The sequence below is a fragment of the Paenibacillus filicis genome (assembly GCF_038070315.1).
GTDB lineage: Bacteria > Bacillota > Bacilli > Paenibacillales > NBRC-103111 > Paenibacillus_G > Paenibacillus_G filicis.
In genome coordinates, this window is record NZ_JBBPCC010000003.1 from 195,133 (window position 1) to 221,979 (window position 26,847).

Consider the following 26,847-nt stretch of genomic DNA (forward strand, 5'->3'; position numbering starts at 1 on the left):
TCTCCTTTCAGCGGGCCGATGCACAGCCTGTTGTTCTTACAAACGCTCCACTTCCACGCTTTGAACGTGATCTATCTTCTTGATGTAGTAGTAAATCTCTGTGGTGTACTGATTGTCCGGTACGGAGAGAGTCAGGTCGATCAGCTGACAGTTATTATCGAGGTCCTTCAGCTTCATATACCGGATTTTGTACTCTCCTTTCTTGGTTTGCTCGGCTTGATCCTTCCGCTCGATAGTTTTAATTAATTCGGTCATCCGGTAGTTGGGCTCCACGACGATCTTGACGGCGACATCGTGACGGCTCAGCGTTTCCGGTCCCAGGGATTTGATCAGTGCCGGGATCACATTGACAGCGGCTATCAATAACACAACACCGCACACGGCTTCCGCATAAAACCCCGCCCCTACGGTAATTCCGAGAGCTGACGAAGACCAGATCAGCGCAGCCGAGGTCAGTCCCGAGATCACCTCATTGCTTCTCCGCAGAATGACGCCCGCTCCGATGAAGCCCACCCCGCTCACAATCTGGGCGGCCAGTCTCATAGGGTCCATATTCGGATGATTGGAACCGCCGAATTTACTGAAAGCATGAATCGAGACGATCGTAATCAGGCAGCTTGCTACGGAAATGACCATACTGGGACGCAGTCCCAGCTGTTTTTGCTTCAATTGTCTGTCAATCCCGATAAGCAGCCCGAATACTAGAGCTAGAACAAGCTTCATGACCATTTCAAATTCCATCATCATAGTTATCACTCCTTGGCCTGTATATCATCGTTGCAACAAAAAAAGAGCTCCCCTGTAAAAGAGAGCCCTCGGCTTGCATCCTGTTCATGATCTGCTCGCACATGTCAAATAAACCTGCCTGAACATACCTGCCGGTTACCCGGAACCGTATCTATCCAAGCATGGGGAACATGGAAGCAGAACGCGTACAGCACTTCTCTCTTTACAGAAATTTAACCGATCAGATAAATAACTCGTACTACTGTCCATGCCATGTTCCCCCTTTCTTATATCAAATAAACTTCTAAACTTCGAAACCATCGTCTCCCCCTGGCTGGCTACCTGTATAGCGCGCAAGCCTCACCTACCGGGGGCGGTTTGGAGCACACATGGATTCTACCCCTCCTGGTTGAACCTGTCAATAGGCACTTCAGAGCCGACAAAGTCATTAAAAAATAGGCTTGACAAATAGAAAACCAAGGCTTACGATTGCAGAGGAAATTGAATATGTCCTCGTTAGGTGAGGCTCCTATATAAACATAGGCCACTGCCCAGAAATATCGAAAGATGCCCATGGGTAGAACAGGGATTGCCGGATTAAGGCTTTTCATAAGGTGGCTAAGAGATGCAGGTCTCTTTACGTTATATAGTGCCAAAACTCGACTAGGGGGAGACGAAAGAGCTTTTTTGTGCGCTTTTTTTAAACCCTCTGGCTGCCTGGAGGGTTTTTCTATTGTCACTTGATTGCAGTTAAAGGGGGGAATACCGTCATGGATAGTAGTCCGAGTTGTATGTCCGATTCACATTCCATTTATTTATTTTCTGCACAGAGGGAGAACCATGCTTTCTTTGCACTCCAATCATTAACATACGTATTCCCCCGCGAAAAAAATCACGCTCGGTGGGTTTATTTAAGTATGCTTACTTGATCTGTGAGTGCACAGCATCGGTTCGGATGAAGCTCTCTCTGTTACACAGGGAGAGCCTTTTTGTGTGCCATTCGATTCAGTAAGCAGACTCTCACAGTCTGTACGAGGAGGAGTTCCAATGAACAAATTGGCGAAAGAAAAAGAAAAAATGACCCGCGAAATCGCAGAACGTCTCATCCAAGCTTCCATCTCCGCCGAAGAGGATGTCTTGGAAGATTTGAATACCCAGCCTCAAGGCCTTTCCGAAGCCGACGCGAAGGCTAAGCTGGATAAGCACGGAAAAAACCAGATTGCCCACGACAAGACGCCAGCCTGGTACATTCAGCTGCTGTCCTGCTTTAAAAATCCGTTCATTCTTATCCTGCTTTCCCTGGCCGCGTTTTCTTATTTTACGGACGATGATCTTCAAGGGGCCCTTATCATCACAACGATGGTTTCCGTCAGCATCATCATTACTTTTACCCAAGAGTTCCGCTCAGCCCGGACCGCCGATAGACTCAAGGCAATGGTCAAAACAACGTCGTCCGTCATCCGCAAAGGAGAACGCAGAGAAATCGACATGGAGCTTCTCGTACCAGGCGATATCATCCATCTCTCTGCTGGCGACATGGTACCGGCCGATGTCAGGCTGCTCGTCTCCAAGGATTTATTCGTCGGCGAATCCGCCTTGACCGGTGAAGCCATGCCCGTTGAGAAAGTCGATTCCCTGCCGCGCGGCGCCTTGAAACTGGTACGCAAGCAGCCAAATAAGTCTGTGAATGCGCTGGAATTGAACAATATGTGCTATATGGGAACCAATATCGTCAGCGGCACAGCTACGGCGGTCGTCGTGGCGACGGGCTCCAACACGTACTTCGGCTCCATGGCCAGCACGCTCGTCGGCAAAGCGCCGCTGACCAGCTTCGACAAGGGCGTGAAGAGCATTACCTTTGTGCTGATCCGTTTCATGCTCATTATGGTGCCTATCATCTTTGCCATCAATGGCTTTACGAAAGGCGACTGGTGGGAAGCGATGTTGTTCGGTCTATCCGTCGCGGTCGGTCTGACACCGGAGATGCTGCCGGTGATCGTAGCCGCGAATCTCGCCAAAGGCGCTGCGACGCTGGCCCGCAACAAGGTTGTCGTTAAGCGGCTGAATGCTATCCAAAACTTCGGAGCGATGGACATTCTGTGTACGGATAAAACCGGCACGTTAACACAGGATAAGATTATTCTTGAGGAGCATCTGGATATTCAAGGCAGAGAAAATGTGAAGGTGCTGGAGTACGCGTTCTTGAACAGCTATTATCAAACCGGTCTCAAAAATCTGCTGGACATCGCGGTGCTGGAGCAGGCCGAGCATACACAAGTCGCAGGCGCAGCCAACGATTACACGAAAATCGACGAAATTCCGTTCGATTTTAACCGGCGGCGCATGTCCGTCGTGCTGGAAACTAGAGAACGCGAGCATCTCCTGATCACCAAGGGAGCGATGGAAGAGATGCTCAGTATCTGCTCGCATGTGGCCGGCGAGCAAGGGGAACTGATTCCTATCTCCGCTGAAATCACCGAGAAGGTACAATCGCTCGCCCATGCTATGAACACAGACGGCTTGCGCGTGCTGGCAGTTGCCACGAAGAGAATGGCCTCCAGACAGGAGCCTTATGGGCTGAAGGATGAGCGCGATCTCGTGCTTGTCGGCTATCTGGCCTTCCTCGATCCACCGAAGGAAACCGCTAAGACCGCGATCCGTGCCTTGAAGGACAACGGTGTCGACGTCAAGGTCATCACCGGTGACAATGCGGCAGTTACCCGCAAGGTATGCAAGGATGTCGGGATCAAAGTCAATGATATGTTGCTTGGCCCTGCGATCGATGCGCTCACCGATGAGGAACTGGCCGACATTGCGGAGAAGACCACGGTATTCGCCAAAGTCAATCCGCTGCAAAAAGCAAGAATTGTCCGTGTGCTGAAAAGCAAGGGGCACACCGTAGGCTTTATGGGAGACGGGATCAATGACGCCGTATCCTTGAAGGAAGCCGATGTAGGCATTTCCGTCGATACGGCCGTCGATATCGCTAAGGAATCGGCCGATATTATTCTCCTGGAGAAAAGCCTGATGGTTCTGGAACAAGGGGTCATTCAGGGACGGATTACATTCGGCAATATGATTAAATATATCAAAATGACGGCCAGCTCAAACTTCGGCAATATGTTCAGCGTCCTGGTAGCCAGCGCATTTATCCCGTTCTTGCCTATGCTGCCGATTCACTTGCTGATCCAGAACCTGTTCTACGATATTTCACAGCTCTCCATTCCTTGGGACAGAATGGATAAAGAGTATCTGCGCAAACCGCAAAAATGGAATGCCAAGTCCGTCAGCCGCTTCATGGTGTTCATCGGTCCGATCAGCTCTATCTTCGATATCACGACCTATGCGGTGATGTGGTATATCTTCTCGGCCAACTCGGCCGCTCATCAGGGATTGTTCCAGTCCGGCTGGTTTATTGAAGGACTGCTGTCCCAGACACTTATCGTGCATATGATCCGTACGGAAAAAATTCCGTTTATCCAGAGCAGGGCAAGCACCCCTGTCGTGCTCTTGACCAGCTTGATCATGGCACTTGGGATTTATATTCCATTCAGTGGCTTCGGCGCAAGTATAGGTCTGGAGCCGCTGCCGATGGCTTACTTCCCTTGGCTCGTAGCTACCCTGTTGGCCTATTGCGTGGTGACTCAGCTCGTCAAGAGATGGTATATTCGCAAATTCAACGAATGGCTGTAAACTAGGTAGAAGCAAAACAAAGCGGTACAGATCCTCCGTTCCCGGAAGGTCTGTACCGCTTTGCCCTTAGACCACCTGCAGCAGCTCCTTCAGCTCATGAATGGCGTACGCCGGCTTGATATCGACCGGAACGGGCTGCTTCGCTCGGTTATAGAAGCAGAAATCGATCCCTGCATTAAGCGCTCCCTGATAGTCATCGCTCAAGGAATCTCCGACAAACAGAACCTCGCGGCGGTCTACATTCAGCTCCTGCAGAGCGATGTCGAATATCTCTTTCCTAGGCTTCCGGAACCCGGCTTTATCCGAGACGACAATGGATTGAAAGTAGTCCTGTATCTGACCCGCGAGAAGTCTCTTCTGTTGTGCTTCATGGATGCCGTTAGAAATAATGCCGAACGGATAGCTGGCACCCAGCTTATTCAGAACCTCTAGCGCTCCCTCTTCAAAGTAACAGGTATTGCAGAAATAATGCCAGTACGTATTGGAAAGCTCATCATGAAGAGACTGGCTCATATTCAGCGTGTCGCGAAAGGAACTTCTCAGCACATCGTGAATCGACGCATGAGGACCCAGGTTATGGACGAAATCCATCCAGTGCTTAAAGTTATGCTGGAGATAGGTCGGCCAGAACACTTCCCACTTCGCCTCTTCATCAATGAACAGGTTATGGTCCCTTACTGTTTGCCGCATGGAATCTAGCTCACTCCGCGTATAATCCAAGAGGGTGTTGTCCAGATCAAAAATGATAGCTTTGTACATCGTATCCTCCCCTACTTTACTCATCATATTTCAGTTATCGTCCTAGTAACTCGCCTTTATAGCTGCGAATATATGTCCAAGGAGCGATAGACGAGATCCTGAGCCATTCCTGTTCGTGTATGTATTCTTTCTGCCCATTCTTGATTATTGATTAATTTCGACTCGTCTACTAGCCCCTGGTTGGAGCTTATAAAGCTGCGCCATCGATCAAACTCCCAATGCAAGACTTCCCCAGGCTGAAATAGCCTCATCTCAACGAGCGGATGCCTGAGCAGAGATTGGGAGTGATTGGCAGCATCTAGAAGCTGGTCGTAGGGAATCGGTTCTAGATCAAACTTCTGTCTGCTGACTTTGCCATTGGGCCTCAAGTAACTGAATTGGACTTCATGGGAGCCAGCGTCCACCTTGATTCTCCCTCCGGTCACAAATCCTTCTAACGCATCCTCACAGTAAGAGTCGCGGTTCTTTTCAATTAAGATAGGCTGAATCCACTGATCACCCAAATCACAGAAATATCGATGCCCTTCTTCATTTAAGGTCACCACAGCCACATGGGCATCTGGTGTTTTCAAATCATGACCGACAGCATAAGAAGTAATCCCTTCTTGTGAAAGCTCATGCATGAACCAAATCGCTAAATCAAAGCAATTGCCCGATGTGCCAAATTGCTGCCTATGCTCCTTCATCAGCTCCACGCTTCTTTGCTTCCTTTGACCGGACTGAGCGAAATACCAAGCTTTGGTGATCGTTTCCATAGGATGCTCATCGAACATCCGCCATACCTGAAGAATTTCCTGTGGCGCTTGCATGACGGTCGCCCTTTCTTAATCCGAATTTAATGCTTGGATCAACTGATCCGTCGTATAAATGCTTACGCCAATGTTCCTGATTTCTTCAATTCCTTTAGCGTAAACGCCGGATATGGCATCCTCGATCATAACCACTTTAAAATCCCGTTCGCTGGCTTGATAGATGCTTGTTCTGGGGCAGTTCGGGAAGTTGCATCCCGTGAAGATAAGCGTATCAATGTCATGTTCTCTTAAAAACCGTTCCAAATCGGTCTGGTAGAACGCTCCCCATCTGGGTTTATATAGAGCCCACTCCTGACTTCCGATAGATTGGATTTCTCCCTGCAGCAATGCCCGGTCATTCAATGCCTCGGCATTCTCAGGCTTAATGGATTGAACCAGGTCAGCTCCGTAGGATCCAGGGCTTGCAATATGTACCCCTGATTCAATGAGTGCTCTTCGGCAAATATCCACATTGGACCCATCGGTCTTATACAGTCGGATCACATGCACGATCGGCACTTGCTTCGCCCGGCAAGCCTCAAGAATTCTCTTCATCTGAGGAATAACCTGTTCCGTACCTGGGATCTCAGCCACTGCTCCTGGCAAACTAAAATCATTTTGTGTATCTATGGTAACAAGAGCGCATTTCAGGAAATTAGGTTTGGTATATGTATCCATTTTCTTGAATCTCCTTTTTCAATGATTTCACAAATAACACTTTAGTCTTTCGACATATAGGCTATAGTTCTCTTCATCGAAGCAAATAAACTCGATCTTTTTTATGGTATTCTCCAGTAAATGAGTCTCCACATAACGGGCTGTTTCTGAAACTGCAATTTCAGCTGCAAGCGGCTTCGGAAATTTATAGATACCGGTACTGATACTCGGAAAGGCAATACTTACGACTTTATATTTATTAGCTAACAAATAAGTGTTTCGATAACAATTCTTTAAATGCACATCCTCCTCCTTGACCCCGCCATTCCACACGGGGCCCACGGTATGAATCACATAAGAGGCAGGTAGCTGACCAGCTGTGGTGATGACGGCCTCTCCTACCTGACAACCGCCCTGCTGGTTCCTAATCTTCACACATTCCTCTAGAATTTCTTTTCCACCCGCTCTATGAATAGCACCATCTACACCACCCCCACCGAGCAAGCTAGAGTTAGCTGCGTTCACGATGACATCAACGGTTCTTTTCGTAATATCTCCTTGAACGACTTGTATGGAAATGCCTTTGTATAAAATCTCCAAGCTCCTCATCTCCGTATCCATGAAACAATCTTTAGTTGTTCTATTTATTGTCAGGACGTTTTAATACTTCCGTATAAGCTTGCTCAGCCAGCTCTAATATTTGTATTCTTGGGCCGGCCCCTTCGATTCTAGTCACCAATTGCCGCGCTGTCTCAAAATTCATGACAACCCGACCTGTGGTTTCAAAGCCTTCAGGCATGGCAACATACTCACTCACCTTGGCAACAACAAAAACCGTATACGTATCCGTATGCTCCCAATACCAGGAAGCAAACGGTATGCGCACAGCATCAAGAAGAATGCCCGCTTCTTCAACCGTTTCGCGGTCCAGTGCCTCATGAAGATCCTCTTCGTTCTCCAGCCTTCCTCCAACCGTCGTTAGAGCAAGTTCATGTTTGTCCCAAACCATGATCACCATGCCATCATCGGTAATGGGGACACTATGAATACCGGCAATTCTCTTATCACACGGAAACTCGCTAATGGGCTTTAACAAGCCTTCACCTGCTTTGTCGGTTATAGTAGAGCTTCGATTACTTCTAATCCTCACAATACGATAGGTTTGTATCGCAATATTTCTTCAACGATTTCTGCTGGAGTTAAATCCTCATAAAATATCAAGTCAGATACTCCCGGCATATTTGTATTCGCCATCAATACCTCCAAATAAAAACGAGTATCGCTGCCGTAAGTATCCACGTCCTGAATTCTTCGTACTAATTCGATGAGTTCATTGGTTTGAATATCACTGACTTTCACGGGATAAGGATTGCACGCTTCATCCACAAACTCTTGAATGGAGATCGAACGCCAATAATGCCGAAAATAATCATCATCATAGCTTCTTCCTGTCAGGTTGTTAAAGGCATCGATGGCTTCATCTGCCGCTTGATTAGTTTCAAGCAAACGTTCAATTTCTTCGATTTTAGACTTTAATCCTTCTTTATATTCTTCCGTTCTTTGAACGGGTTCCAGCTGTCCACGCAAGTTCATGAGGAACCTCCATCTATTTCTTCTTTACCAGCTCTTCAGGCAATACCCGAATCATATTTTCCGCTTTTCTAACGGAAACATGAATAGTTCGTTGTTCCCCTTCAGTAATACTTTTATAGCTTGTCCCCATCCCGTATAAGCTTCTTCCCGGTATAAATCCGATTTCACTTACTTGTCTGTTTTTATAAACGACAAGGTACTCTTTTGCCTCTATGACCTGTCCTTCAACAAAATCCTGCCCGGACTTGTTCCAATTGACCCGGATAATCTTTAACTTTGTAGAGACCAACTCTCCATGTATGTCGTGCGTGCCCGTGCCTTCAACGACTAATTCTGCATCCGCGTCTAACTCTAAGAATTCATAAATCCCTAGTTCCTGGTCCGTTCGATCAAGCACGATATAGGCATTCAAAATCAAATACATACCGACTATTCCACCTAACACGAGAATAACGGCTAGTGTTTTTTTCTTGGCCTTCATCCAAAACCTCCGTATTTAAGCCTACGTAGGCTTCTTCTTCAAAAAGAATAGAGCCAGCCTATTAATGGTGAGAACTACTCATCAATTCGTCTGGCAATGTTGACCGAAATATAAATAAGTAGTGGCTACTTGGGATGTGTAAATTAAGTTCTATAATATTGCCAACGTTATGCAACTAACGTTTCCCGTAAGTTCCTTCCTCTCCCTTCCACCTGGTTCTGATTGTATGCTGATTGTTTTGTGACTCCTGCTCAAGAACCTCGAATTTCCGAGACGATGGAGCTGAGAAATTTTTGCTGTTCAATGCTAGTTTTTTCACATAGGCCCCATAGCAATTGATTCTCATGCTCAGTCAGATCCCGTTTGAGTGTTGAACTCATTCTTTGTTTCAAGTCGAAGTACGCGCCTCTTTCTTCGACCGCCCGAATATAGTGCCCGTTAGGATCATAAAAGGTGAAATAACCGAAATCATTAGTAAATACAGGTTCTTTATCAATATGGGCTCCAGCTTGGATAGGCCTCTAGAGACACGCCTTTATCGCGCAGATATCGGCATGATCCCATGGAGATTTTTGAACGCCCGTGCGAACGCTTCCGGCATTGGTATCCATATTTCATGGCTACATCGATAACCTTTGCATCGGTTGTCTGCAGTTCAAAAGCCGCCAATGTCAATCGTCTACGTCGGATGTACTCGGATAACGAGATTCCAGTAATGAACGGAAGCATTCGTTGAAAATGATACGTAGAGCAACAGGCGATCTGCGCGATGTCATCATATGAGATATTACCAGCCAAATTCGTTTCGATATAATCCATGGCGCTATTCATCCTCTCCAACCAACCCATCGTTTACATCCCCTGAAGATCGATCCCAGCTGGCTGCCGCTTGATTAATTTCACTATCGTGGCCGTCGTAACGTCTTGTTGCTTTGTCCCTTGCACTCGGTTTGTAACAAATTAGTTATTTGACCCCTTCAAACGCATAAAAAGCCATTGATTTGTTAGCATTGGAGTTTATTTTAAGCATGTCAAATAAGGATGGCATTAGTTTCTTCACTGTTTCGATATTTGCCCATTTTACTTCGGCTATATCATTATCCGGGTCCATAATATCAATTGTTCCGTCGACGACTTTTGCTATAAAAGTAACAATAACAGCATGGTGCTTTGCTTCCGAAAAGAACATTTCTCTTACTGAATTTAAGCCAGTAATGACTATGTTAAATCCGGTTTCCTCTTTAACTTCACGGATTGCAGCTTGTTCTAGTGTTTCTCCTTCCTCAACTGCCCCCCCTGGAAGCCCCCAATAGAATGAGTCTCCCTTTTTATTCTTAACTATTAGTATATTTCCGCTGTTGTCTTCAATTAAGGCAGAAGCTACATCAACTCGTTTCAAAATAACCCTCCTTTTTGGCTAATAGATAGAAATTCCATATAGACCCGTTATCGTAATAACGACTGCTCCGCAGCAGCCGTTCAAGTATCGTCCCTTGTTAGTTAAATAGTCCTATTATTCAAACCACTGTCTCAGTCCAATAATATGGAACAAATGATTACTATTAGTATTCAAAGCATCCTGTATACGTGAAATGGTAAAGTCACTAATAGGTCTAGGCAAATCGTCTACTTTGAAAAATTTACATTCGGTTACTTCCTCCGCATCTGGCTGAGGTTGTTGAATGTCGACCACCTTACAAATAAAAACAAAATGATGCATATCGTTTTTGGGTTCATAATATACGCCAGTTAAGCGACCTACAGCAGCTTCTAGACCCGTATTTGGTAAAATGCTCCATTCTAATAAACGATAATTCTCTTATTTTGTTTCGGTCTTATTCAACTATCCTGCCCTTTAATTCAACAGGATGCCGATTATCCGGACAGCCTGTTGTGCTTCATAACGGGATTGCCAGTGATCGATCGGGCGGCCTCTTAAGATAAAGGCAGAATAACGCAACTAATAGCTTGTACAAGACGTCGTCTTAAATAACAAACATCACTTCGTTTTGAGAAGGAGGCATTTTATTAAACTAGCGGAGAACGATAATTGAACATACGTCAGGCCGCCGAGTAGCTCGGCGGCCTTCAGTGCATGTGTATGAAGGCTTGATCATAGCACTTGGATCGGGTATAAAAGATTGACAATCCTGTGACGCGGCAGCTCCTTTCGTTTTTTCGCCGATCCCCCCGTTAAGCTGAACCGTATCACAAGTAGGGCGAAGTGTAAGTAGAAAATGCGAGAATTTCGGCCATAGAGCACGTAAGGTATAGCTTATCCTTAGGCCCTCATTTTGAGATAGAATTTTGCAAATGCTAAATTATCGGTTTCCTATTTGGACCGCTTAATGCTAAATTCATTCCAGATCGAGTCCGCTTCACCCAGCAATTCTTTTCCATTCCAAATGATATCGTATATGTAACCCTCATAAGCAAGGGCTCGGCCAAAAGCAAATGAAATAAAGTAGTCTTTCCAGGATTGGAAGATACGGCTGGCGTCATCAGCAGCTCTTTCTATATAGCCCCATGCCTGTTCTTCGGTTATATAACCGAGCACATGGCTCCATCGTGCAATATTTACAGCTCGGTCAAAATCCCAGGCAGCAATGGTATTCACTCGGTCAAAATCGGATTTCGCAAAGGATAGCCTCTTCTTTATCGCGTCTTGGGCTGATTCATAGCATTCCTGGGATTTCCCCACTTCGTCCTCTGTAAAAGACTGGCCAGCTTGAAGCGCCATGAGGAGTTGATCATACTTCGCACGATGCCCTTCCGTAAGCAGCCATTCCAGGGTTTGTACAGCCTCCTCCGGATTACTAATGTCCCAGGCTGAAGAAAGGCCTTCCTTTAAAGTTTCATGATCCACCTTCACCGGCAGTATCCGTGGCGACTCAGAACGGTAAAGAGCGAGATTGGCACCGTAGGCAAGCAAATGTTGTTTCCCCTTCGGTAAAGGGTTAGCCATCTCTATTTCTATTCGCAATTTTTTATTCTTTTTCTCAATTCGCTTGCTCGCTGTAATCAGACCCAAGATAAGTAAAATCACAATCGTCACAATAATTCCCACGATCTTCAAATCATCACGTTCCTCTCGAAGTTTTATTTGGCGCAGTTTAAAGGTGTCGTTAATTACAAACGATTGTTCTAATAATATAATTCAACAAAAACGAATGTTTGCATTTTGTTGACTTTGTTTTACATTCCGTTTATCAAATTGCTGTTGCTCTGACTGAACTTAATAAAGCTAAAAAGGTAATTATTGGTGCAGATTCTGCAAGAGTCCTAGCCATTGAATTGCAGCGGAGCAGTGGAGAATTAACGCTTTTGGAATACATTTGTGAAGCTTGGTTCCGGGACGAACTTAGCTGCCCCTACTGTGAGGCACATATAATACAACCCAACCTTTCATATGTAGATATAAATTGTATCGGAAAACTATAGGTAATTTATTACACCAAATGGCAAAGATGGGCTTGCGATGCAAAGAAAACTAGAAGAACGAGAGCTATAGCCGTGTAAACGGTCTAATAGTTAAGGAATTACTTTCATCTTTCCAAAATTCAATTAATAAGAGCAACGATATGATCAATATACTCGTTGGTGTAGCTGTAGGCTTCTTTAAGATAGAACACTAAGTTGATTGAAGTAGTCCTGGACTTGGACGAGTAGCGCCGCAGGAACACTTCCGCTTGACGCAAAATGACAATGTCCTGCTTCGTTTTGATGAGGGCTTTAGGTCATGAGTATGATAGATGTACCAAAGATTGTTTGAACATATTTTCCGAGCAGGAAATTACAGGGAAAATATCACATGGTCGAATACTACCAGCGATGTGTCCCCGCGTATTACAAAGGCTTTTCGGAGTATGCGGATGTATCCCCTATCGCCGATCATTGCGTCTACGAGCTGATCCTTCTCGTATTCGGGTACAGGCTTGTGGAGTGGTATCTCCACACAGAGGACGATGACAAGAAGTCGAAGCATGTCCATACGCTACAAAAAATCTATGAAATGAAGACCAGTCCTGTCGAATGGGAGTAATGGAAGAAACTCCGAAAACCCACTACATTCAAAGGTTTTCGGAGTTCTTTTTTTGGAGTCAACCCTGCGCAGGATCGTTGCGTATTTCTGGGCTGGGATCGTGAGCGAGTCCATGCCTTCGGGGATATGTCCGAACTCATCAACCTCGACGCACACCCAATATCCGTCATCGGCTTCGGATAATTCCTCCACCACGAATGCGCCTATGAAACCTTCAGGATTCGCGACGCAGGAGATTTCGTTCAATCGGTTTTCGAGCTGAAGCGTCGCCTTCGGGATTTCGATCGCGTACTGATCGCCCGGGCAAACGACGCGAAGCCCGACCAGTTTCATTTCGCCGAGTTCGACGACTCTCATGGTTAGATCACCCACTTTTCAGAATGATAAGCCTTCATGAAATTGAGGAAATGCTCCAACAATGCGACTCCCTTCGTCTCCGCTTCTTGAGCCGCCTTCAGCAATGCGATTGCCCGGTCTGCGGTCTCCGGGTCTTTCGGCGTGCCGCCTTGCGGGAACGGGAACATCATGCGAAGCTCTGCAAATGCAGCGGCAACGGCTTCGTAATGGATTTCGGCCGCGGCGGCGTACTCACGGACTTTACGTTCGACGTGGTTCGTCCCGTTCCACTTGGTGACGAGCTCTCGCAAGAACTGCGCCGCGAATTCGCGGGCGTCAGCGATGACTTCCATATTATAGGCATTGCCCAATTCGTCGGCGGAACGATTTTCCATGGCTTTGATCCAGGCATCGTAGCCGGCGAGCCCCATGGCGAACCGATTCTTGAAAAAGTCGCCGTCGTTCCATTCCCGTCCCCGCGCATGGTCGACAATCATGTCCAGTGCCATCCGCAGCATCTCATACTTGGAGTGCGGCAAGCTCTCGCTGATCGTAATGAGGAATAGTACGTGGATTTTCGGATTCGCGAACTTCTCGTAGGAGATGGTGCCGTCCTGGGAGACGTCCTTGGCGTAAAACAACTGCTGATCGTCGTCATATCCGTAGATCAAGCCGAACTCCGGAACGAACAAATCGACGGCGATCGCGGGTACGCCTTTGTCTATCGTCTCCTGAACGAGCGACATCGTCCGTTCGAGCAACTCCGGCGTCGGCGGGGCCGCAGCTTCCCCCATGTTACTAATAAAGCCCAGATTGGCAAGATTTCTTCTGAAGATATAGCCGCCCGGAAAAGACGTCGGCCCCGAAATATCGACCCGCTGCGGATCGATGTTCATGCGGAACGCATGTCCGGTCAATCCCATCACGTCGACGAGCGATAAATGTTTTTTGTCGGTATAGCTGACGGCTCCATGGAGCGCAAACCCCGCCGACGTCCACGTCTCGTTCCATTTGTCTTTGCGTTTGATTTCTGTCACGGATCATTCCTCCTAAGTGGGTGCCGATTTACAGAGGGGGCGTGAGCACTTTGCGGCGAGGCAAACCTTGCTCCGCTCTGCGCTTAACGTAGAGAGAGAGGGTGACACGAGTACGCTCTTGGCGTACTTTCACCCGGGCGCGGGAGAGGCTGTTGTATACGCTGGCGGACGTCGTGCCGAGCAGCTTGGCGATCTCCGCGGGCGACAGCTGGTCGAAGAAGTGCGCCTCGAATATCCTTCGCTCGCGCTTGCTCAGCACATGAAGCAAATCCCGTAATCCGCTGAGCATCTCGCTGCGCACCAAGCAATCGGACGGATCAATGAGACTCCGCGACTCTTCGGACGCCGCCGATTGCAGCCGGAACAGGATGCAGTCAATATCCGTCCAATCCATCTCCCCGCCTGCATCGGATGCGACGCGACGGTTCGTCGGCCCTTGTGGCGAGCCGCCTCCCGCCGTTATGCCGGAGAATGGTTGCTCCTTGGCGTAGGGGCCTCCGCGCCGCAGCTTCAGCAGCGCTTGGTTTCGGACGATGCGGTGCAACCACGGCGCGAATTTGCCCGCGTCCATGAGCGTGCCGAGATGGATGAACGCTCGAATGAGCGCGTCCTGCACGACGTCTTCAGCCATATGGACATCTCGAACCATTCGGTTCGCGACCCCTAATGCCGCTGCCCGGTGCTTCCGAACAAGCTCGCCAAACGCCTCGCGGTTCCCAGCGCGCGCTTGTTCGACCCATTCGCTCTCCGTCGCTCGCGGGAGTGCCATCTCGGCGTCCTCTTCCGACTCGTCAGTCCGCAGAAGTACCAGCTTAACGTCCTCTTCGCGCGCACTTTTCAACCGCCATTCCAACGATTTCATCTCCGCTCTCCCCTGAACACATTCGAATCTCCCCTACTTCGATTGACACCAAGGGCAGGAAAAATCTAACGCGCCTTAGGAAATTTGAATTCTTTTTCGATGCTCGCTATTGCTGGTTCTCAGATCAATTCCGAGTAGTTGAGGCAGCAGCTTAGTCAGCACGCGTATTTTCTCTCTTGGATGATCCGAATAATTTCCTTTTTATGTTGAACGACATACCTTTTACTTGGATAAGCATGGGTTTCTTCAAGAAGTTTTTGAAGATCGTATCCATGGTTCCACTTTACGATCATTTTAATGAGATTATGGACGGATTGCTTATAGTTCCACGGTTCAATCCCGGTTCTTGACCGTATGAATCTTCTTACAATCCTATAATCTCGGATTAACACATGAGGGTTCAAGATAAAGATGAAGTCAGATTCATGAATGCTGTCCCAAGTCCAGTCCTGATATTGAACCCCCTCTATGATCCAGCTAGGCTGAGCAGCGATATCCTTCAAGGTTTGATTGCGTACTTCTTGCGGATATTTGAGACCTTCCCTGCTTCGATCCCAGATCATATTGTCCAGTTCGTAATAGGGGATACCGTAATGCTCAGAAAGCTCGCGCGCCATCGTAGACTTCCCGCTTCCGCAAGAACCGATAATTCTGATCCTCATGCCAATCTCAGCTCCCTGGAATTCCGATCTCAAAGACGATATGGGTATATATTACATTAAACACTTAGACTTGGAAATGTATACCTGACATTTAGCTATATTCCCCCTCTCGGATGATTCCGAATACTACCAGCTAGAGCTTAATCGCCGAGAATTTGGTTTTAAATTTATTTAGATTTTTATCTGCTTTTACTTTGCTTTAGTACACTTTGTAGAAGACAGCGAAAACATAGGAAGTAAATCTAGGCATGCCGGAGGAGAGCTTCATGGAACTGATTATCGACAACGTCACGAAGGCTTATGGATCCAAGCAAGTCTTGCATGGCATTCAGTTAAAATTAACACCGGGTATTCTCGGGCTGCTGGGCCCGAATGGGGCAGGAAAATCCACCTTGATGCGAATGCTCGCTACGATCGAAAAACCTACCGGAGGAACGATCACCTGGAACGGTGTGGATATCGCGAAGAATCCGGACCAGCTGCGCTTCGAGCTCGGTTATCTGCCCCAAGACTTTGGTGTGTATCCCAATATGAATCCCTTAGAATTCCTGGAATATATGGCGGCGATGAAAGGATTAACGATGAAATCGGCCCGGAAGCGGATTGATGAGCTCCTGGACCTGCTTAATCTGTCCCAGGATCGCAAGCGGCTTCTGGGCAGCTTCTCTGGAGGGATGAAGCAGCGGGTGGGGATAGCCCAATCCCTGCTCAACGATCCTTCCTTGCTGATCGTCGACGAGCCGACCGTCGGGCTGGACCCGGAGGAGCGGATCCGGTTTCGGAATCTTCTCTCGACGTTATCTTCCAACCGGATTGTGATCCTATCCACTCACATTGTGACCGACATCGAGTCGATTGCTCCGCACATCGCGATTCTGTCAACAGGCCGGCTTGTGATGTATTCGACACCGGAGAAGCTTATCCAAGATGCGGACAATAAAGTGTGGCTCAGCATCATTCCATCGGTCGGCTTGCAGAACCTGCAGGAGAAATATACGGTCAGCAGCGCGATCCACCGGAGTGATGGGGTCCATGCCCGAATTGTATCTGACCTTAAGCCTTCACCGAACGCCTCACCGCTGCCGTCTTCCTTGGAGGATGCATACCTTTACGCCGTATCTTCGATAGGGGCCAGATCATGATTCAAACCTCGTGCATCTTTTATTATTTAGTGAAGAACCATCTGATCAAACAGATGCGAAGCTATTCCTTCCTGATGGTGGCGGCTTTAAGTATCTTTCTCGGCTATGTTTGTGTGCCAGCCGCTTCCGACGGATACGAGGTCTTCTATATCGGTGGCGTAAGGGGAATCTATAATTCCGCTTGGCTGGGCGGCATGGCGGCTATGCTATCGACCCTGCTTCTATGGTTATTTGGTTTTTATATGCTGAGAAGCCAAATCTCCGAGGATGGAAGATTAAAGGTCGGACAGATTATCGCCTCTACGCCGACCAGCAACTTTCGATATATATTCAGCAAAGTCCTGTCCAATTTCGTGGTCCTTGCCGTCATGGAGGGGATTTTGCTTCTAGCGTTTATAGGCATGCAGCTGCTCCGCGGGGAAGATTACAAGCTGCAGCTTGGAGGCTATCTGCTGCCGCTGCTCTTCATTGCCCTGCCCTCTTTGCTTGTACTTGCCGCTCTGACCGTTTTGTTCGACGTGCTTCCAGGGATGAAGGGCGTTGTCGGAAATATTGCATTTTTCACGCTTTGGATGTTGTTCAGCGTCATATCCATAGCCGCTCCGAACAGCTTCTGGGATGTCTTCGGTCTGGATATCATTCGAGCTGACATGGTCCAGGAAGCGGTGGAACATTACCCGTTTCTAGAGTCGAGCCAAGAAGGGGGAAGCTTTGGTTATTACCCAGTAGAGGGAAGTATTCCTACCTTCGAGTGGCAGGGGGTTGAATGGGCTCCGGAGCTGCTGGTCATGCGGTTAGCTTGGGTAGGTATTGCATTGCTGATCGTGATTCTTTCCTCTCTGCTGTTCACTCGTTTTAGTACCCCGAATAATAGCCAGGCTTCTGGGAATCTAATAGCGGTTGAAGGCTTCAAGAAACCACAGGCGAAGTCGGGGGGCATCACGGATTATCAGTTATCACCGGTGGTTAAGGATACGCGGATTCGAATCACCCGTCTCATCAGGGCGGAATTGCTCATCATGCTGAAGGGATATTCCATCTGGTGGTACCTGCTCGTCACAGGTGTCATAGCGGGAAGCCTTCTCATCCCGCTGGATAAGGTTCAGAGCTGGCTGCCGATCACCCTGATACTCCCTATCGCGATCTGGTCACAGATGGGTACTCGAGAAAAGCACTTCTTTACAAGAGACTTGCTGCTGTCCAGTTGCCCTCCCCTCTACAAATTCATGGCCGTCCTGATCGCCGGTATCCTTATCACTTTGTTGATCTCGTCAGGAGCGCTAATTCACTATGCATGGGACGGACGCTGGACATCATTTGCCGCCTGGGTGATCGGCGCCCTATTCGTACCCACGATAGCTCTTGCTCTTGGGTACATCAGCTCCTCCCGCAGGCTATTTGAAGTCATCTACCTGTTATGGTGGTATCTCGGACCCGTGAATGATATCCCTTATCTCGATTTCCTGGGGCTTTCCAGATCGTATATCGGATTGTATTCCATACTGACCTTGTTGGCGCTAGGTGTGGCAATGATCGCTCAGCAGGCGAGGGATGGCGGAAGCTTGAGGATCAGGACCGCTCCCGCCAAGGACTTCAAAAACCAATACACTGAAGGAGAATCCAAATGAACAAACCAAGCTTTAAAAAACTTGCCGTTGTTAGTGCCGCTGCCCTGATGATGATTATGACAGGATGCGGTTCAGAGGCAGGCTCAGCCAAGCAGACCAAGACCTTTGACGGAAAGCAGGTGCAAGAGCTCGTAATCCAGACAGAAGGGCAACATATTGAAGTGCGGCCCTCCGGCAATCAGGAAATAAAAATCAGTATGGACGCAAATCAGGAAATCCCAGCGGCGCTGAGCGGTGATGTGCTGTCGATCAAGCTTGGTTCTTCCTCAAGCGTTATTAACTTTAAGACCGCCAAGCTCCAAGTGGATCTGCCATCCAAGACTTACAGGAAGCTGAGTCTGATGACCGCCTCCGGCCAGATTACGGGTGAGGGGCTTCAAGCACAAGAGCTTCAGCTCTCGTCGGATTCGGGGAACATCGAAATTAACGGATATGAAGGGAACCAGATTAAGGGGGAAATCGTGGCCGGAAACCTTGACTTAAAAAGCGTTAACGGGGGCCTTATCCTCAATAACGATACCGGTCATATCCAAATCTCGCATAAAGGAAAGATGGGGATGGAAAGCCGGATCAAAACCGGATCAGGCTCCGTTGACTTGGTCTTTGAGAATAGACCTGCTGCCCTGCAACTCGATGTTTCGACGGAGTCCGGGAGTATTCAATCTTCTCTAACCTCTCCGGGCGATATGACATCCAAAGGGGCGGGCAGTCAATTAACAGCAGTCTGGGGAGCCAAGGAAGGAGGAGCTCCGCTGCTCTCCATTCGTTCCTCGTCTGGCAGCATTCATTTAAAATAAGCTGTTTCGGAGGAAGGAAGAAGAATCGTAAAGGTTGTGCCTCCTCCTGGGGTGCTTTCTACCAAGATTTGACCGCCATGCGCATGTATCAAGCTTTTTGCAATAGCCATACCGAGTCCTGTGCCAAATTCGGACGAATTCGTAGTGGTTCCGCGATAGTATTTTTGAAACAAATTGTTCAACGTCTCCTGATCCATGCCTATGCCGTTATCTGAAATCGTGATCAGGATGGACTGATTCGATTCCTTGCGTAGGGAGACTTCAATCGCTGTACCGGGAGGATTGTGGAGGATCGAGTTCATCAAAAGATTCTGCAGGGCCCGGTACATCAGTCGTTCATCGAAAACGAAGGATAAGCACTCTTCCTCCGAGAGAAATTGCAGCTCGTATGAAAAGGCCCGAGGATCATTCCATGTATCCGCCAACAGGTTTTTGAGAAATACGATGAGATTGGCTTCTTTGGGGTTGAGAGGAACTGGCCCTTGAGTATCGATCATTTGAATCGATACATTTAGATCTTGAATTAAGGCCTCCAGATGCTGGCCTTTTTTCTGGATTTCGTGCAGAAAAGATCTTTTTTCCTCTTCGCTCCACGTATATTCCTCATTCAGAAGCAGGGTTGAATAGCCAGTGATGTAGGTCAGAGGGGTCTTGAGGTCATGGGAAATGCCTGCAATCCATTCCTTCTTAGCTTCCTCCAATCGGTGCCGGTCCTGTTTGGCCTGCTCAAGGGTATCTGACAAGGCGTTTATATTGGAAATCACCTCATCGTAGAGCTGATAGGGCTTCCTAAGCTTATGGCTCTTCGTAAATATGGATCGTTTGAGTGCCGGAGGTGAATAAACTCCTTGTGACAAATTGGAAACCCACTCCATTATAAATGAGAGAGGACTCGCGAAATACCAACCGAAGATGAGGCTGCAGGCGATGATGTGAACAAGAAACACAAGAAACACCCAGAAATCATAGTAGGGATCCCCATCGGCCATGCCAAGAAGAGGAAAAACAAATTCAATCGTCCCCATCATGGATAATCCCATGCTCAGCAGCCAGATCAATAGACCGGCAACAAAATGGATGCCGAACCGAAGCTTGATTTTCATCTTAGCTCTCCTTGAACAGGCGGTACGAATTTATACCCAATCCCCTTTAAATTGATGATCACCTCAGGAGATTTGGGGTTGGACTCCAGCTTTTTTCGGATTTTGGAAATATGCATGGCCACCGTCTTTTCATCTCCGTACTGAGGAGGTTCTTTCCAAACCAATTCATAGATTTGCGATGACGTAAAGATGCGATTCGGGTTTCTAAAAAAGAAAAGAAGCAAATCCAACTCCTTCGCCGTGCATTCCAGGCGATGCTCGCCCACGACCAGTATCGCATCGTCCGGCAGCAGGGCGATGGGCCCAAAGCGTAACTCTTTTTTCTCAATCTTCTCGGCAGGGAGAGACCTTAGTAAGTGTTGTCGTCTTAACAAAGAATGAATGCGGGCTACAACTTCTAGAGGGTTAAAGGGTTTGGTAATATAATCGTCCCCTCCAATGCCAAACCCAGTCAATTTATCAAAATCACTGGAGCAGGCGGTAACAAAGATAATAGGGGCGTGTGTCAGGCTGCGAATCTGCTTGCATAATTCGAGGCCGTTGATATCCGGAAGCATGATGTCCAGCAGGATGACATCGTACACCTGATTCTTAACTAAACTGAGTGCTTCCTGGCCCGTTGTGCAGGTAGTAATGAACTGGTACCGCTCTTTTTTTAAGGTGATCTCGAGCAAAGTGAGGATGCCCTCTTCATCGTCCACCAAAAGGATCTTTTCCTCTTTTAGCAACATGTCATCCTCCCCATAGTTCCGTTTCATAATTTGGTCTATTTAAAGCTTGTTACTTCAAAGCTCACTTTTGAATACTTGGAAAAATCGCCAACTTCCCCGGCCTCAACACGTTTGATTTCGCCCGTACCAATAGTTTTTTTGTCCATGGAAGATCCCGATCTTGAATATCCCAATGCCGTTCCGATTAGCTTATCGTTACCGTCAAAAAATGTTAACCTGAACTCGATGTCATATTCCTTTTTGATAGCAGGATCTTCTAATTGATCCACTGCTAACATTCCTCTAACTCTTGTATATCCTCCATCTAAATAAATGTCCATAAGACTGAAATGAACGTTAGGATATTGAGGATCTGTCAGTATTTCCTTGCCGGGTGGGAAGTGATTTATGATGATATTTTTATCCTTATCGTTGTAATCAATAAATGCTCCTAGCTGCTCGGCAACAAACCGAATAGGAACATAGGCTTGGCCGTTATAATTAAGGACCGGGGAGTCTTGATTTGTATCTGCGTATTGACCATTGATAGTAAAGTAAGCGGGAAATAAAAATGCTTGGACTGAATCCGAAGCAACTACGACCGTAGAAAGAGAGAGCATGCTTCCCAGTACTACACCCATTACAAATTTCTTCATCATGGAACCTCCCAGGTAACTTATACTTCGGCCAAATGATTCCTGTTTATGAACAGGAATCCGCTTCTTTTTATGGAAATGACTTCTATCGAAGAATGGAACTCTCCCATCTTCTCAAAGTCTTCGTCTCTGACTATACTGATTGGACGTATGGATGGTTGAGAGCCCTTTTTGATTTTGTTCATACTGATTGGCCCACCATCCATTTCCAGGCAGGTTTGTATGTGTTCTACCGGACTTTCTGTCCACAAATGTTCACATAAGTTCTTAATAGGCTCGATTTTAGCCGCGTCAAATGTCCAGATATCCTCATCTACCAGCACGTCGTATTCAGGAATAATGATGCTGGCTCTTATTTCGTCCTCCGTATACATCCAGAAAAGTCTCATTTCACTATATAAATTACTGAGCAATAAAACCTGCTTATAGTTGTTTTGTGCGGGTTCATAAAATCCTAACCTAAACCTTTTCTCAAGTAACCTTTGATTCCACACGATAATCTCTTCCAAAGATTCTCCCTCACTATTCCAATAACCGGACTTAAAGGGAAATTTCGAAAATACCATATCATATAGATCTCTGACCAAAGAAGGATAAAAAAATTTATATGGAAAGGCCATTTCGATTGAAAAATATGGCGGCATGCTATGCACTCCTTTGTTCTAAGAAGCACCTCAACTCCGTTACCCGGTGCTGCTCATTCACGGCAAATTGTATTTCCGTACAAAAGGTACTCAAGAACCGAAGCGCTGCTCTCTGCTTCATCCAATCGTTCAAGCTCCAATCACTTACATAGACCCCGAAGCTATCGCCATCCGTCATATCGCTTTCTTTCAGAAATCTTGCCAGCTTCTGCTGATTGTCATCCAATACTAACTTCTCAATCTGACTCAAATCAACGGAAAACCAGCCGGTAATCTTGATTTCTCTCGGCAAGTCGGAATAACGAAATTGCTGTCCAAACATATCGTAAGCGATGGAGTTGACTTCGCGCTCTGCAATAACCTGTTTGAGCAAAGTCTCGCTTGCCTCTTGAATATAGATCATGTTAATCTGGGTAACTTGGCCGGAATGGCTAATGATGCGGATATCCTTGAAGTGTGGGGCTATTTCTGTCATAACCATGGCATAAGCTTCATCCGTATTAATAGGAATCTGAATCAATGTATTCGTCCCGAGCGTAACGGCGCTTAGACAATAATACTGGGCCAGATAGGAAATATCCGTCATGGCTTCCGAAGGGAATAAACGTTCTACCCTCATATCCTCCATAGATCTGGAGTCTACAGGGGAATCTTTAAACTTGGTCGGATAATACCACTCCATGGAACTTCCTCCTTCTGCTTGGTGTGAAATGACCTTCTAATCCAATCGATCGGTTCTATCTGCGTAGAATTCCTGTTGTGGCTTCCTTTAAATCCGCAAAGACAGGCTTCTGCACTTTATTGACAACAGCCAGATCGATCTCTTCAAGAAATTGAAACATCAGTTGCAACGATTCATTGTTCGCATCTGCAAATCGTAGACTGCGGCCATCGGCTCCAAGCTTTCCTGTCAAATCGGCCGTGGCATGGAATAAAAACATCACAAAGACGACTTCATTGCCGTCAGGGTAGGTATACATCATCCTTGGTCCTGAATATACGGCGTATAGCTCGTAGTCGACAAGATCAAGCCCAGTTTCCTCCTTAACTTCCCTGACCATCGTTTCTTCTATCGATTCACCAGGCTCCATGCCTCCACCTGGCAACCCCCAATCCCCGTAATCGGACCGTTTCTGTAATAAAATTCTTCCTTGGCTGTCTTTAATAATTGCCCCGCCTGTCACAATGATGCGTCTAGTCATCCTCTCACCTAGCCCTTAACTTTCTGAAGTTTCCCTCCGCAAGAGTCCGTATCTGTTGTTACAATAGCTAATGCCATACCTAATAAACGCCTGGGCCGCATCGGCCCGAGCTTCTACCGAAGCAAAGAAAGATTCTTCATGCATAGCCTCACGTATTCTCAAAGCTTCAGCAATAATCAGATTCCATTCGTTACTGCAAAAATTCAATGCAAACTCGCCTGCTTGTCTCTTCGGAACGATGGACTGATGCTCGAGCGTATAGATGATCCGGCAGAGCGTCAGCACACCGAATTCTATCCATTCCTCATGCATATATAAACCTCTATCCTTAACCTTGCCTGTCCAATAGGTATGCAAATTAAACTTCATAGTATCTATCACTTCTTGCCAGCTAACCTTGAGATTAAGCTCCGAAATTGGCTTTCCATACAGAGCTATGCCTTGCTTCTTAAGCAGCCATAAGGCCGTACTGTCTATATATCCATTCGTGCATCCCCGGAACATCCCCTCGGCAAATCGCGGGAATACGCCGTCTATACCCAGCAGGCTTCCGCTTATGATTCCCTCGCAAGTAAATTGTTCCTCTAGCCTTGCATATAGCTCATACTTCTTCTTTAATCTCTCATGCAAGCGGATAATCTGCTCCAGCTCTGTAGGCTGAATCGGCCTGTTCACAACCGTAATCAAATCCACATCACTTCTGCGCTCATGAAATTCATTCAAGCATATAGAGCCATGCAGATAGATGCCTGTTAAGATCGTCGGCAGCTCCAGCTTCATCCCTTCGGCGTAGTCATGCAGGAGAGGATATACGATGCAAGGCACCTTTTCTTTCATCATTTCACTCCATAATCACATTGAATATTTATACATTATTTTGTATTATTATTTATAATGTGAATTTCTTAGAAGGAGTGAACCTCATGGTATCCTATCTCCCCCATCTTCCTGATAAATCGGAACTCCACCAATTATTCCAAACGACTGGCTGGAAAGGTATCATAGAATTAAGCGAACATAAACTCTACGAAGCGGTATCATCCAGTTGGTTCCTACTCGCTGCTTATGACGAACATCAATTAATCGGGTTTGGCCGAGTGATCTCGGACGGTGTGTTTCAGTCATTTATTTGTGATCTTATCATTCATCCCGATTATCAGAACCAAGGGATTGGCAGCACCCTATTAAAAGCCTTGCTGATTGAATGTAAGAAGAATCATATCATATCCGTTCAATTATGCTGCGCTTCAGGCAAGTCTGAGTTTTATAAAAAGTTCGGCTTTTCCGAGCGTAATCCGGATGCTCCCGGCATGTACTGGGCAAATCGGGAGGTTATTTAGGGAGCTACGAACAAGAATTTCTTCGATTCGGTTAATATTTGCTCAGTTGAATTTCTTCACAAATCCTGTTTTCAATCCTTTAATAAACCCGCTTTTTTCGTAAAAGGTATGTATCTCTTCTCTCTTAGAGCCTGTCATCAGCATGAGTTTGTAGCATCCATATTCTATAGCGATATGACTTGCTTCGTCTAAAACCATCCGAGCGTATCCGTTATTCCTATGTTCTTGGTGCGTAACCACATTCTCTATAAGTCCATATGGCCTTGCATTTCTGGTTAGATTTTTAATAATAGTCAACACACAGGTTGATACCAGGACTCCTTCTTTCTCTACCACAAGGATCTTCATGTACGGGTCATTCATGATTTCATCCCAAAGCTTCTCAAGTCTGTGATCTTGAATTAATTCAGGATCATGCTCGTGCATATGTTTGTATAAACTAAGAAGTTCGTTCAATTCATCGTGATGAATGAGTCGCACAGGCCCGTTAGTCATAAAAATACTCCCTTGCCAAGTAAGTTACATCTTACAATTCATAATGCTAGGCATGCTTCTGGTCCATGAATCGTTATTAATTAATCCTTGAATACAACGAAGTAGCAACTCCAATCGTTACAACGAAAGCAAGTGCTTCATAGTTTTGGGTACCTCACTTTTTAAGTTAGTTTTCAAATTATAACATTATTCGCAGGTTCAGCGGGTTAATAAACCAATCTCAGGCGTATCCGTATATCCCCGGCTCAAGCACCATTCCACCCTCATCTGCGGTGCCTCATTTTCAAGTCCCGCAAGGGCCGTCTCCGATGGGGTACGTGGCTTCCAACAAAGGTACGATCATCGATCTCGGAATCACGCTCCAACTTGGATAGATTAAACGAATACCACCAACTACTTCCAAGTATAACGAACCCGCTTCTTTTGGTCTACCGGGGACTACGGGTTTTGAATGCCTTTAAACCTACGACGGCATGTTGTCTCACCCCAAACGCGATTAATGATGATGGTGCGCATGCCCATCGGGCACATCGGCTTTGGTGGTGCACAATACGGACGTGTCGTGCAGATGGTTCTCCGACTCGACCTGCAGGGTTACGTGCTTGATCTCTTTATGCTCCAGCATGTGCTCGATCTTCTGCACGAGTGCTTCCGCTTTATAGATGCTTAGCGTTCCGTCGACCACGACATGAGCGGTCAATGCATTGAGATTGCTCGTGATGGACCAGACATGAACGTCATGAACCCCTTTCACGCCGTCCACTTGTTGGATCGTCCGTACCAAGTCTTCGACGTTCACGTTGGCTGGCGTGCCTTCCATCAGCACATTCAGCGCCGATCTGCTGACATGGAAGCCGCTGCGCAGTACAAGTACAGCCACGATAACACTGGCGAGCGGGTCGGCCCAGCCCCATCCGAAAAACATCATGAGCAGAGCTGCGGCGATAGCTCCGATGGAGCCCATCATGTCACTGATAACATGCAGGTATGCACTGCGCATGTTAAGGTTTTTCTCCGTGTCGCTCCCGCGCATCATGATCCATGCGACCAGAATGTTAATGAGCAAGCCGATAGTGCTGATGATCAGCATGCCGAGCGTGGCAACCTCAGGAGGGTTGATGAAGCGATCGATGGCTTCGTAAAAAATGTAGATAGCAATCGCGATAAGCGTGATCCCGTTCAGGGCCGCGGCCAAAATCTCGAAGCGGCGATAGCCGTACGTTTTTCCCTCGTTAACGGCCTTCTGGCCGAAGGTGAACGCCAACAAGGCGATCCCAAGCGCAATGGAGTCAGACAGCATATGTCCCGCATCGGAGATCAAGGCCAGACTGTTCGTGACAAAGCCGCCAACGGCTTCGACAAACATGTATCCCGTAATGATGATGAAGGAAAACAACAGTACTTTTCTGTTGGCATTTTGACCATGGTGATGCCCATGGTCATGATTGTGATCTTGTTGATGTCCGGACACGGGAATCCTCTCCTTTTGAA

General features: G+C 47.0%; 28 protein-coding genes, 2 pseudogenes and 1 riboswitch. Of the genes and pseudogenes, 6 read left to right on the top strand and 24 right to left on the bottom strand.

From position 1 onward, the window contains the following. Positions 1–36 precede the first annotated feature (36 nt). Entirely contained in the window at positions 37–741 is a 705-nt protein-coding gene (locus tag WMW72_RS07230; protein ID WP_341414907.1) for an MgtC/SapB family protein, read from the bottom strand. A 490-nt stretch (positions 742–1,231) separates the two neighbouring features. Then, positions 1,232–1,403: riboswitch (M-box (ykoK) riboswitch) on the top strand. Between the two features lie 370 nt (positions 1,404–1,773). Here WMW72_RS07230 and mgtA point away from each other — a divergent pair. Next, the gene (gene mgtA, locus WMW72_RS07235) at positions 1,774–4,419 is read left to right on the top strand and encodes a magnesium-translocating P-type ATPase (RefSeq protein WP_341414762.1); all 2,646 of its coding nucleotides are present in this window, start codon (positions 1,774–1,776) and stop codon (positions 4,417–4,419) included. Between the two features lie 66 nt (positions 4,420–4,485). On the opposite strand, the gene WMW72_RS07240 is transcribed toward mgtA, so the two are convergent. The 10 genes and pseudogenes from WMW72_RS07240 to WMW72_RS07285 form a co-directional block, all read right to left on the bottom strand. Continuing rightward, positions 4,486–5,178: a YjjG family noncanonical pyrimidine nucleotidase gene (locus WMW72_RS07240; RefSeq protein WP_341414763.1), complete on the bottom strand. Its 693-nt coding sequence runs from the start codon at positions 5,176–5,178 to the stop codon at positions 4,486–4,488. Positions 5,179–5,234: 56 nt separating this feature from the next. Continuing rightward, positions 5,235–5,933, bottom strand: a complete 699-nt coding sequence (locus WMW72_RS07245) for a hypothetical protein (RefSeq protein WP_341414764.1) — start codon at positions 5,931–5,933, stop codon at positions 5,235–5,237. 69 nt (positions 5,934–6,002) lie between these two features. Next, on the bottom strand, positions 6,003–6,647 hold the full coding sequence (locus WMW72_RS07250) for a cysteine hydrolase family protein (protein ID WP_341414765.1): 645 nt from the start codon (positions 6,645–6,647) through the stop codon (positions 6,003–6,005). A gap of 27 nt (positions 6,648–6,674) precedes the next feature. Beyond that, complete coding sequence (locus WMW72_RS07255) at positions 6,675–7,205, bottom strand: O-acetyl-ADP-ribose deacetylase (protein WP_341414908.1); 531 nt, start codon at positions 7,203–7,205, stop codon at positions 6,675–6,677. A gap of 61 nt (positions 7,206–7,266) precedes the next feature. Continuing rightward, entirely contained in the window at positions 7,267–7,722 is a 456-nt protein-coding gene (locus tag WMW72_RS07260; RefSeq protein WP_341414766.1) for an NUDIX hydrolase, read from the bottom strand. Positions 7,723–7,772: 50 nt separating this feature from the next. Then, a complete protein-coding gene (locus WMW72_RS07265) occupies positions 7,773–8,219 on the bottom strand; it encodes a hypothetical protein (protein ID WP_341414767.1) in 447 nt (148 codons plus the stop codon). Between the two features lie 13 nt (positions 8,220–8,232). Continuing rightward, positions 8,233–8,700: a hypothetical protein gene (locus WMW72_RS07270; protein ID WP_341414768.1), complete on the bottom strand. Its 468-nt coding sequence runs from the start codon at positions 8,698–8,700 to the stop codon at positions 8,233–8,235. 501 nt (positions 8,701–9,201) lie between these two features. Next, a pseudogene (locus WMW72_RS07275) lies at positions 9,202–9,549 on the bottom strand (helix-turn-helix transcriptional regulator); the annotation flags it as partial. A 115-nt stretch (positions 9,550–9,664) separates the two neighbouring features. Continuing rightward, a complete protein-coding gene (locus WMW72_RS07280; protein WP_341414769.1) occupies positions 9,665–10,099 on the bottom strand; it encodes an NUDIX hydrolase in 435 nt (144 codons plus the stop codon). Between the two features lie 933 nt (positions 10,100–11,032). Next, the gene (locus WMW72_RS07285; RefSeq protein ID WP_341414770.1) at positions 11,033–11,755 is read right to left on the bottom strand and encodes a DUF1266 domain-containing protein; all 723 of its coding nucleotides are present in this window, start codon (positions 11,753–11,755) and stop codon (positions 11,033–11,035) included. Between the two features lie 753 nt (positions 11,756–12,508). Between WMW72_RS07285 and WMW72_RS07290 the strand changes: the two are divergent. Then, positions 12,509–12,742 (top strand): annotated as a pseudogene (locus WMW72_RS07290) (aminoglycoside phosphotransferase family protein); the annotation flags it as partial. Here the strand turns inward: WMW72_RS07290 and WMW72_RS07295 are convergent. The 4 genes from WMW72_RS07295 to WMW72_RS07310 form a co-directional block, all read right to left on the bottom strand. Beyond that, a complete protein-coding gene (locus WMW72_RS07295; protein ID WP_341414771.1) occupies positions 12,695–13,099 on the bottom strand; it encodes a GyrI-like domain-containing protein in 405 nt (134 codons plus the stop codon). The pseudogene WMW72_RS07290 and the gene WMW72_RS07295 overlap by 48 nt on opposite strands. A 2-nt stretch (positions 13,100–13,101) precedes the next feature. Next, on the bottom strand, positions 13,102–14,115 hold the full coding sequence (locus tag WMW72_RS07300; protein WP_341414772.1) for a hypothetical protein: 1,014 nt from the start codon (positions 14,113–14,115) through the stop codon (positions 13,102–13,104). A 28-nt stretch (positions 14,116–14,143) separates the two neighbouring features. Next, positions 14,144–14,956: an RNA polymerase sigma factor gene (locus WMW72_RS07305; RefSeq protein ID WP_341414773.1), complete on the bottom strand. Its 813-nt coding sequence runs from the start codon at positions 14,954–14,956 to the stop codon at positions 14,144–14,146. A 176-nt stretch (positions 14,957–15,132) separates the two neighbouring features. Continuing rightward, positions 15,133–15,639, bottom strand: a complete 507-nt coding sequence (locus WMW72_RS07310) for a P-loop NTPase family protein (RefSeq protein WP_341414774.1) — start codon at positions 15,637–15,639, stop codon at positions 15,133–15,135. A gap of 266 nt (positions 15,640–15,905) precedes the next feature. On the opposite strand from WMW72_RS07310, the gene WMW72_RS07315 reads away from it, so the two are divergent. Genes WMW72_RS07315 through WMW72_RS07325 form a run of 3 tightly spaced genes read left to right on the top strand, consistent with a single transcriptional unit; the run spans position 15,906 to position 19,206 of the window. Next, the gene (locus WMW72_RS07315; RefSeq protein ID WP_341414775.1) at positions 15,906–16,781 is read left to right on the top strand and encodes an ABC transporter ATP-binding protein; all 876 of its coding nucleotides are present in this window, start codon (positions 15,906–15,908) and stop codon (positions 16,779–16,781) included. Further along, positions 16,778–18,409 carry a hypothetical protein gene (locus WMW72_RS07320; protein WP_341414776.1) on the top strand — a complete coding sequence of 544 codons (1,632 nt, stop codon included), beginning with the start codon at positions 16,778–16,780 and terminating at the stop codon, positions 18,407–18,409. Before WMW72_RS07315 ends, WMW72_RS07320 begins: the two co-directional genes overlap by 4 nt. After that, positions 18,406–19,206: a DUF4097 family beta strand repeat-containing protein gene (locus tag WMW72_RS07325; RefSeq protein ID WP_341414777.1), complete on the top strand. Its 801-nt coding sequence runs from the start codon at positions 18,406–18,408 to the stop codon at positions 19,204–19,206. The genes WMW72_RS07320 and WMW72_RS07325 overlap by 4 nt, the downstream gene beginning before the upstream one ends. On the opposite strand, the gene WMW72_RS07330 is transcribed toward WMW72_RS07325, so the two are convergent. Genes WMW72_RS07330 through WMW72_RS07360 form a run of 7 tightly spaced genes read right to left on the bottom strand, consistent with a single transcriptional unit; the run spans position 19,194 to position 24,361 of the window. Further along, positions 19,194–20,309, bottom strand: a complete 1,116-nt coding sequence (locus tag WMW72_RS07330) for an ATP-binding protein (protein ID WP_341414778.1) — start codon at positions 20,307–20,309, stop codon at positions 19,194–19,196. The two genes, WMW72_RS07325 and WMW72_RS07330, sit on opposite strands and share 13 nt — an antisense overlap. Next, positions 20,306–21,040 (bottom strand): response regulator transcription factor, encoded by a 735-nt coding sequence (locus WMW72_RS07335; RefSeq protein WP_341414779.1) that lies wholly within the window; start codon positions 21,038–21,040, stop codon positions 20,306–20,308. The genes WMW72_RS07330 and WMW72_RS07335 overlap by 4 nt, the downstream gene beginning before the upstream one ends. Before the next feature lie 35 nt (positions 21,041–21,075). Beyond that, positions 21,076–21,678 carry a stalk domain-containing protein gene (locus WMW72_RS07340; protein ID WP_341414780.1) on the bottom strand — a complete coding sequence of 201 codons (603 nt, stop codon included), beginning with the start codon at positions 21,676–21,678 and terminating at the stop codon, positions 21,076–21,078. Positions 21,679–21,695: 17 nt separating this feature from the next. Continuing rightward, positions 21,696–22,319: a hypothetical protein gene (locus WMW72_RS07345; protein ID WP_341414781.1), complete on the bottom strand. Its 624-nt coding sequence runs from the start codon at positions 22,317–22,319 to the stop codon at positions 21,696–21,698. A 1-nt stretch (position 22,320) separates the two neighbouring features. After that, the gene (locus WMW72_RS07350; RefSeq protein ID WP_341414782.1) at positions 22,321–23,001 is read right to left on the bottom strand and encodes a hypothetical protein; all 681 of its coding nucleotides are present in this window, start codon (positions 22,999–23,001) and stop codon (positions 22,321–22,323) included. Positions 23,002–23,056: 55 nt separating this feature from the next. Beyond that, complete coding sequence (locus WMW72_RS07355; RefSeq protein WP_341414783.1) at positions 23,057–23,521, bottom strand: NUDIX domain-containing protein; 465 nt, start codon at positions 23,519–23,521, stop codon at positions 23,057–23,059. A 15-nt stretch (positions 23,522–23,536) separates the two neighbouring features. After that, positions 23,537–24,361, bottom strand: a complete 825-nt coding sequence (locus WMW72_RS07360) for an aminoglycoside adenylyltransferase domain-containing protein (protein ID WP_341414784.1) — start codon at positions 24,359–24,361, stop codon at positions 23,537–23,539. Positions 24,362–24,444: 83 nt separating this feature from the next. Between WMW72_RS07360 and WMW72_RS07365 the strand changes: the two genes are divergently transcribed. Beyond that, positions 24,445–24,861, top strand: coding sequence for a GNAT family N-acetyltransferase (locus tag WMW72_RS07365; protein WP_341414785.1), 417 nt, complete (start codon positions 24,445–24,447; stop codon positions 24,859–24,861). A 42-nt stretch (positions 24,862–24,903) separates the two neighbouring features. On the opposite strand, the gene WMW72_RS07370 is transcribed toward WMW72_RS07365, so the two are convergent. Together WMW72_RS07370 and WMW72_RS07375 are read right to left on the bottom strand one after the other, a co-directional pair. Continuing rightward, complete coding sequence (locus WMW72_RS07370) at positions 24,904–25,356, bottom strand: GNAT family N-acetyltransferase (RefSeq protein ID WP_341414786.1); 453 nt, start codon at positions 25,354–25,356, stop codon at positions 24,904–24,906. A 496-nt stretch (positions 25,357–25,852) separates the two neighbouring features. Continuing rightward, positions 25,853–26,827: a cation diffusion facilitator family transporter gene (locus WMW72_RS07375; protein WP_341414787.1), complete on the bottom strand. Its 975-nt coding sequence runs from the start codon at positions 26,825–26,827 to the stop codon at positions 25,853–25,855. Between the last annotated feature and the right edge of the window lie 20 nt (positions 26,828–26,847).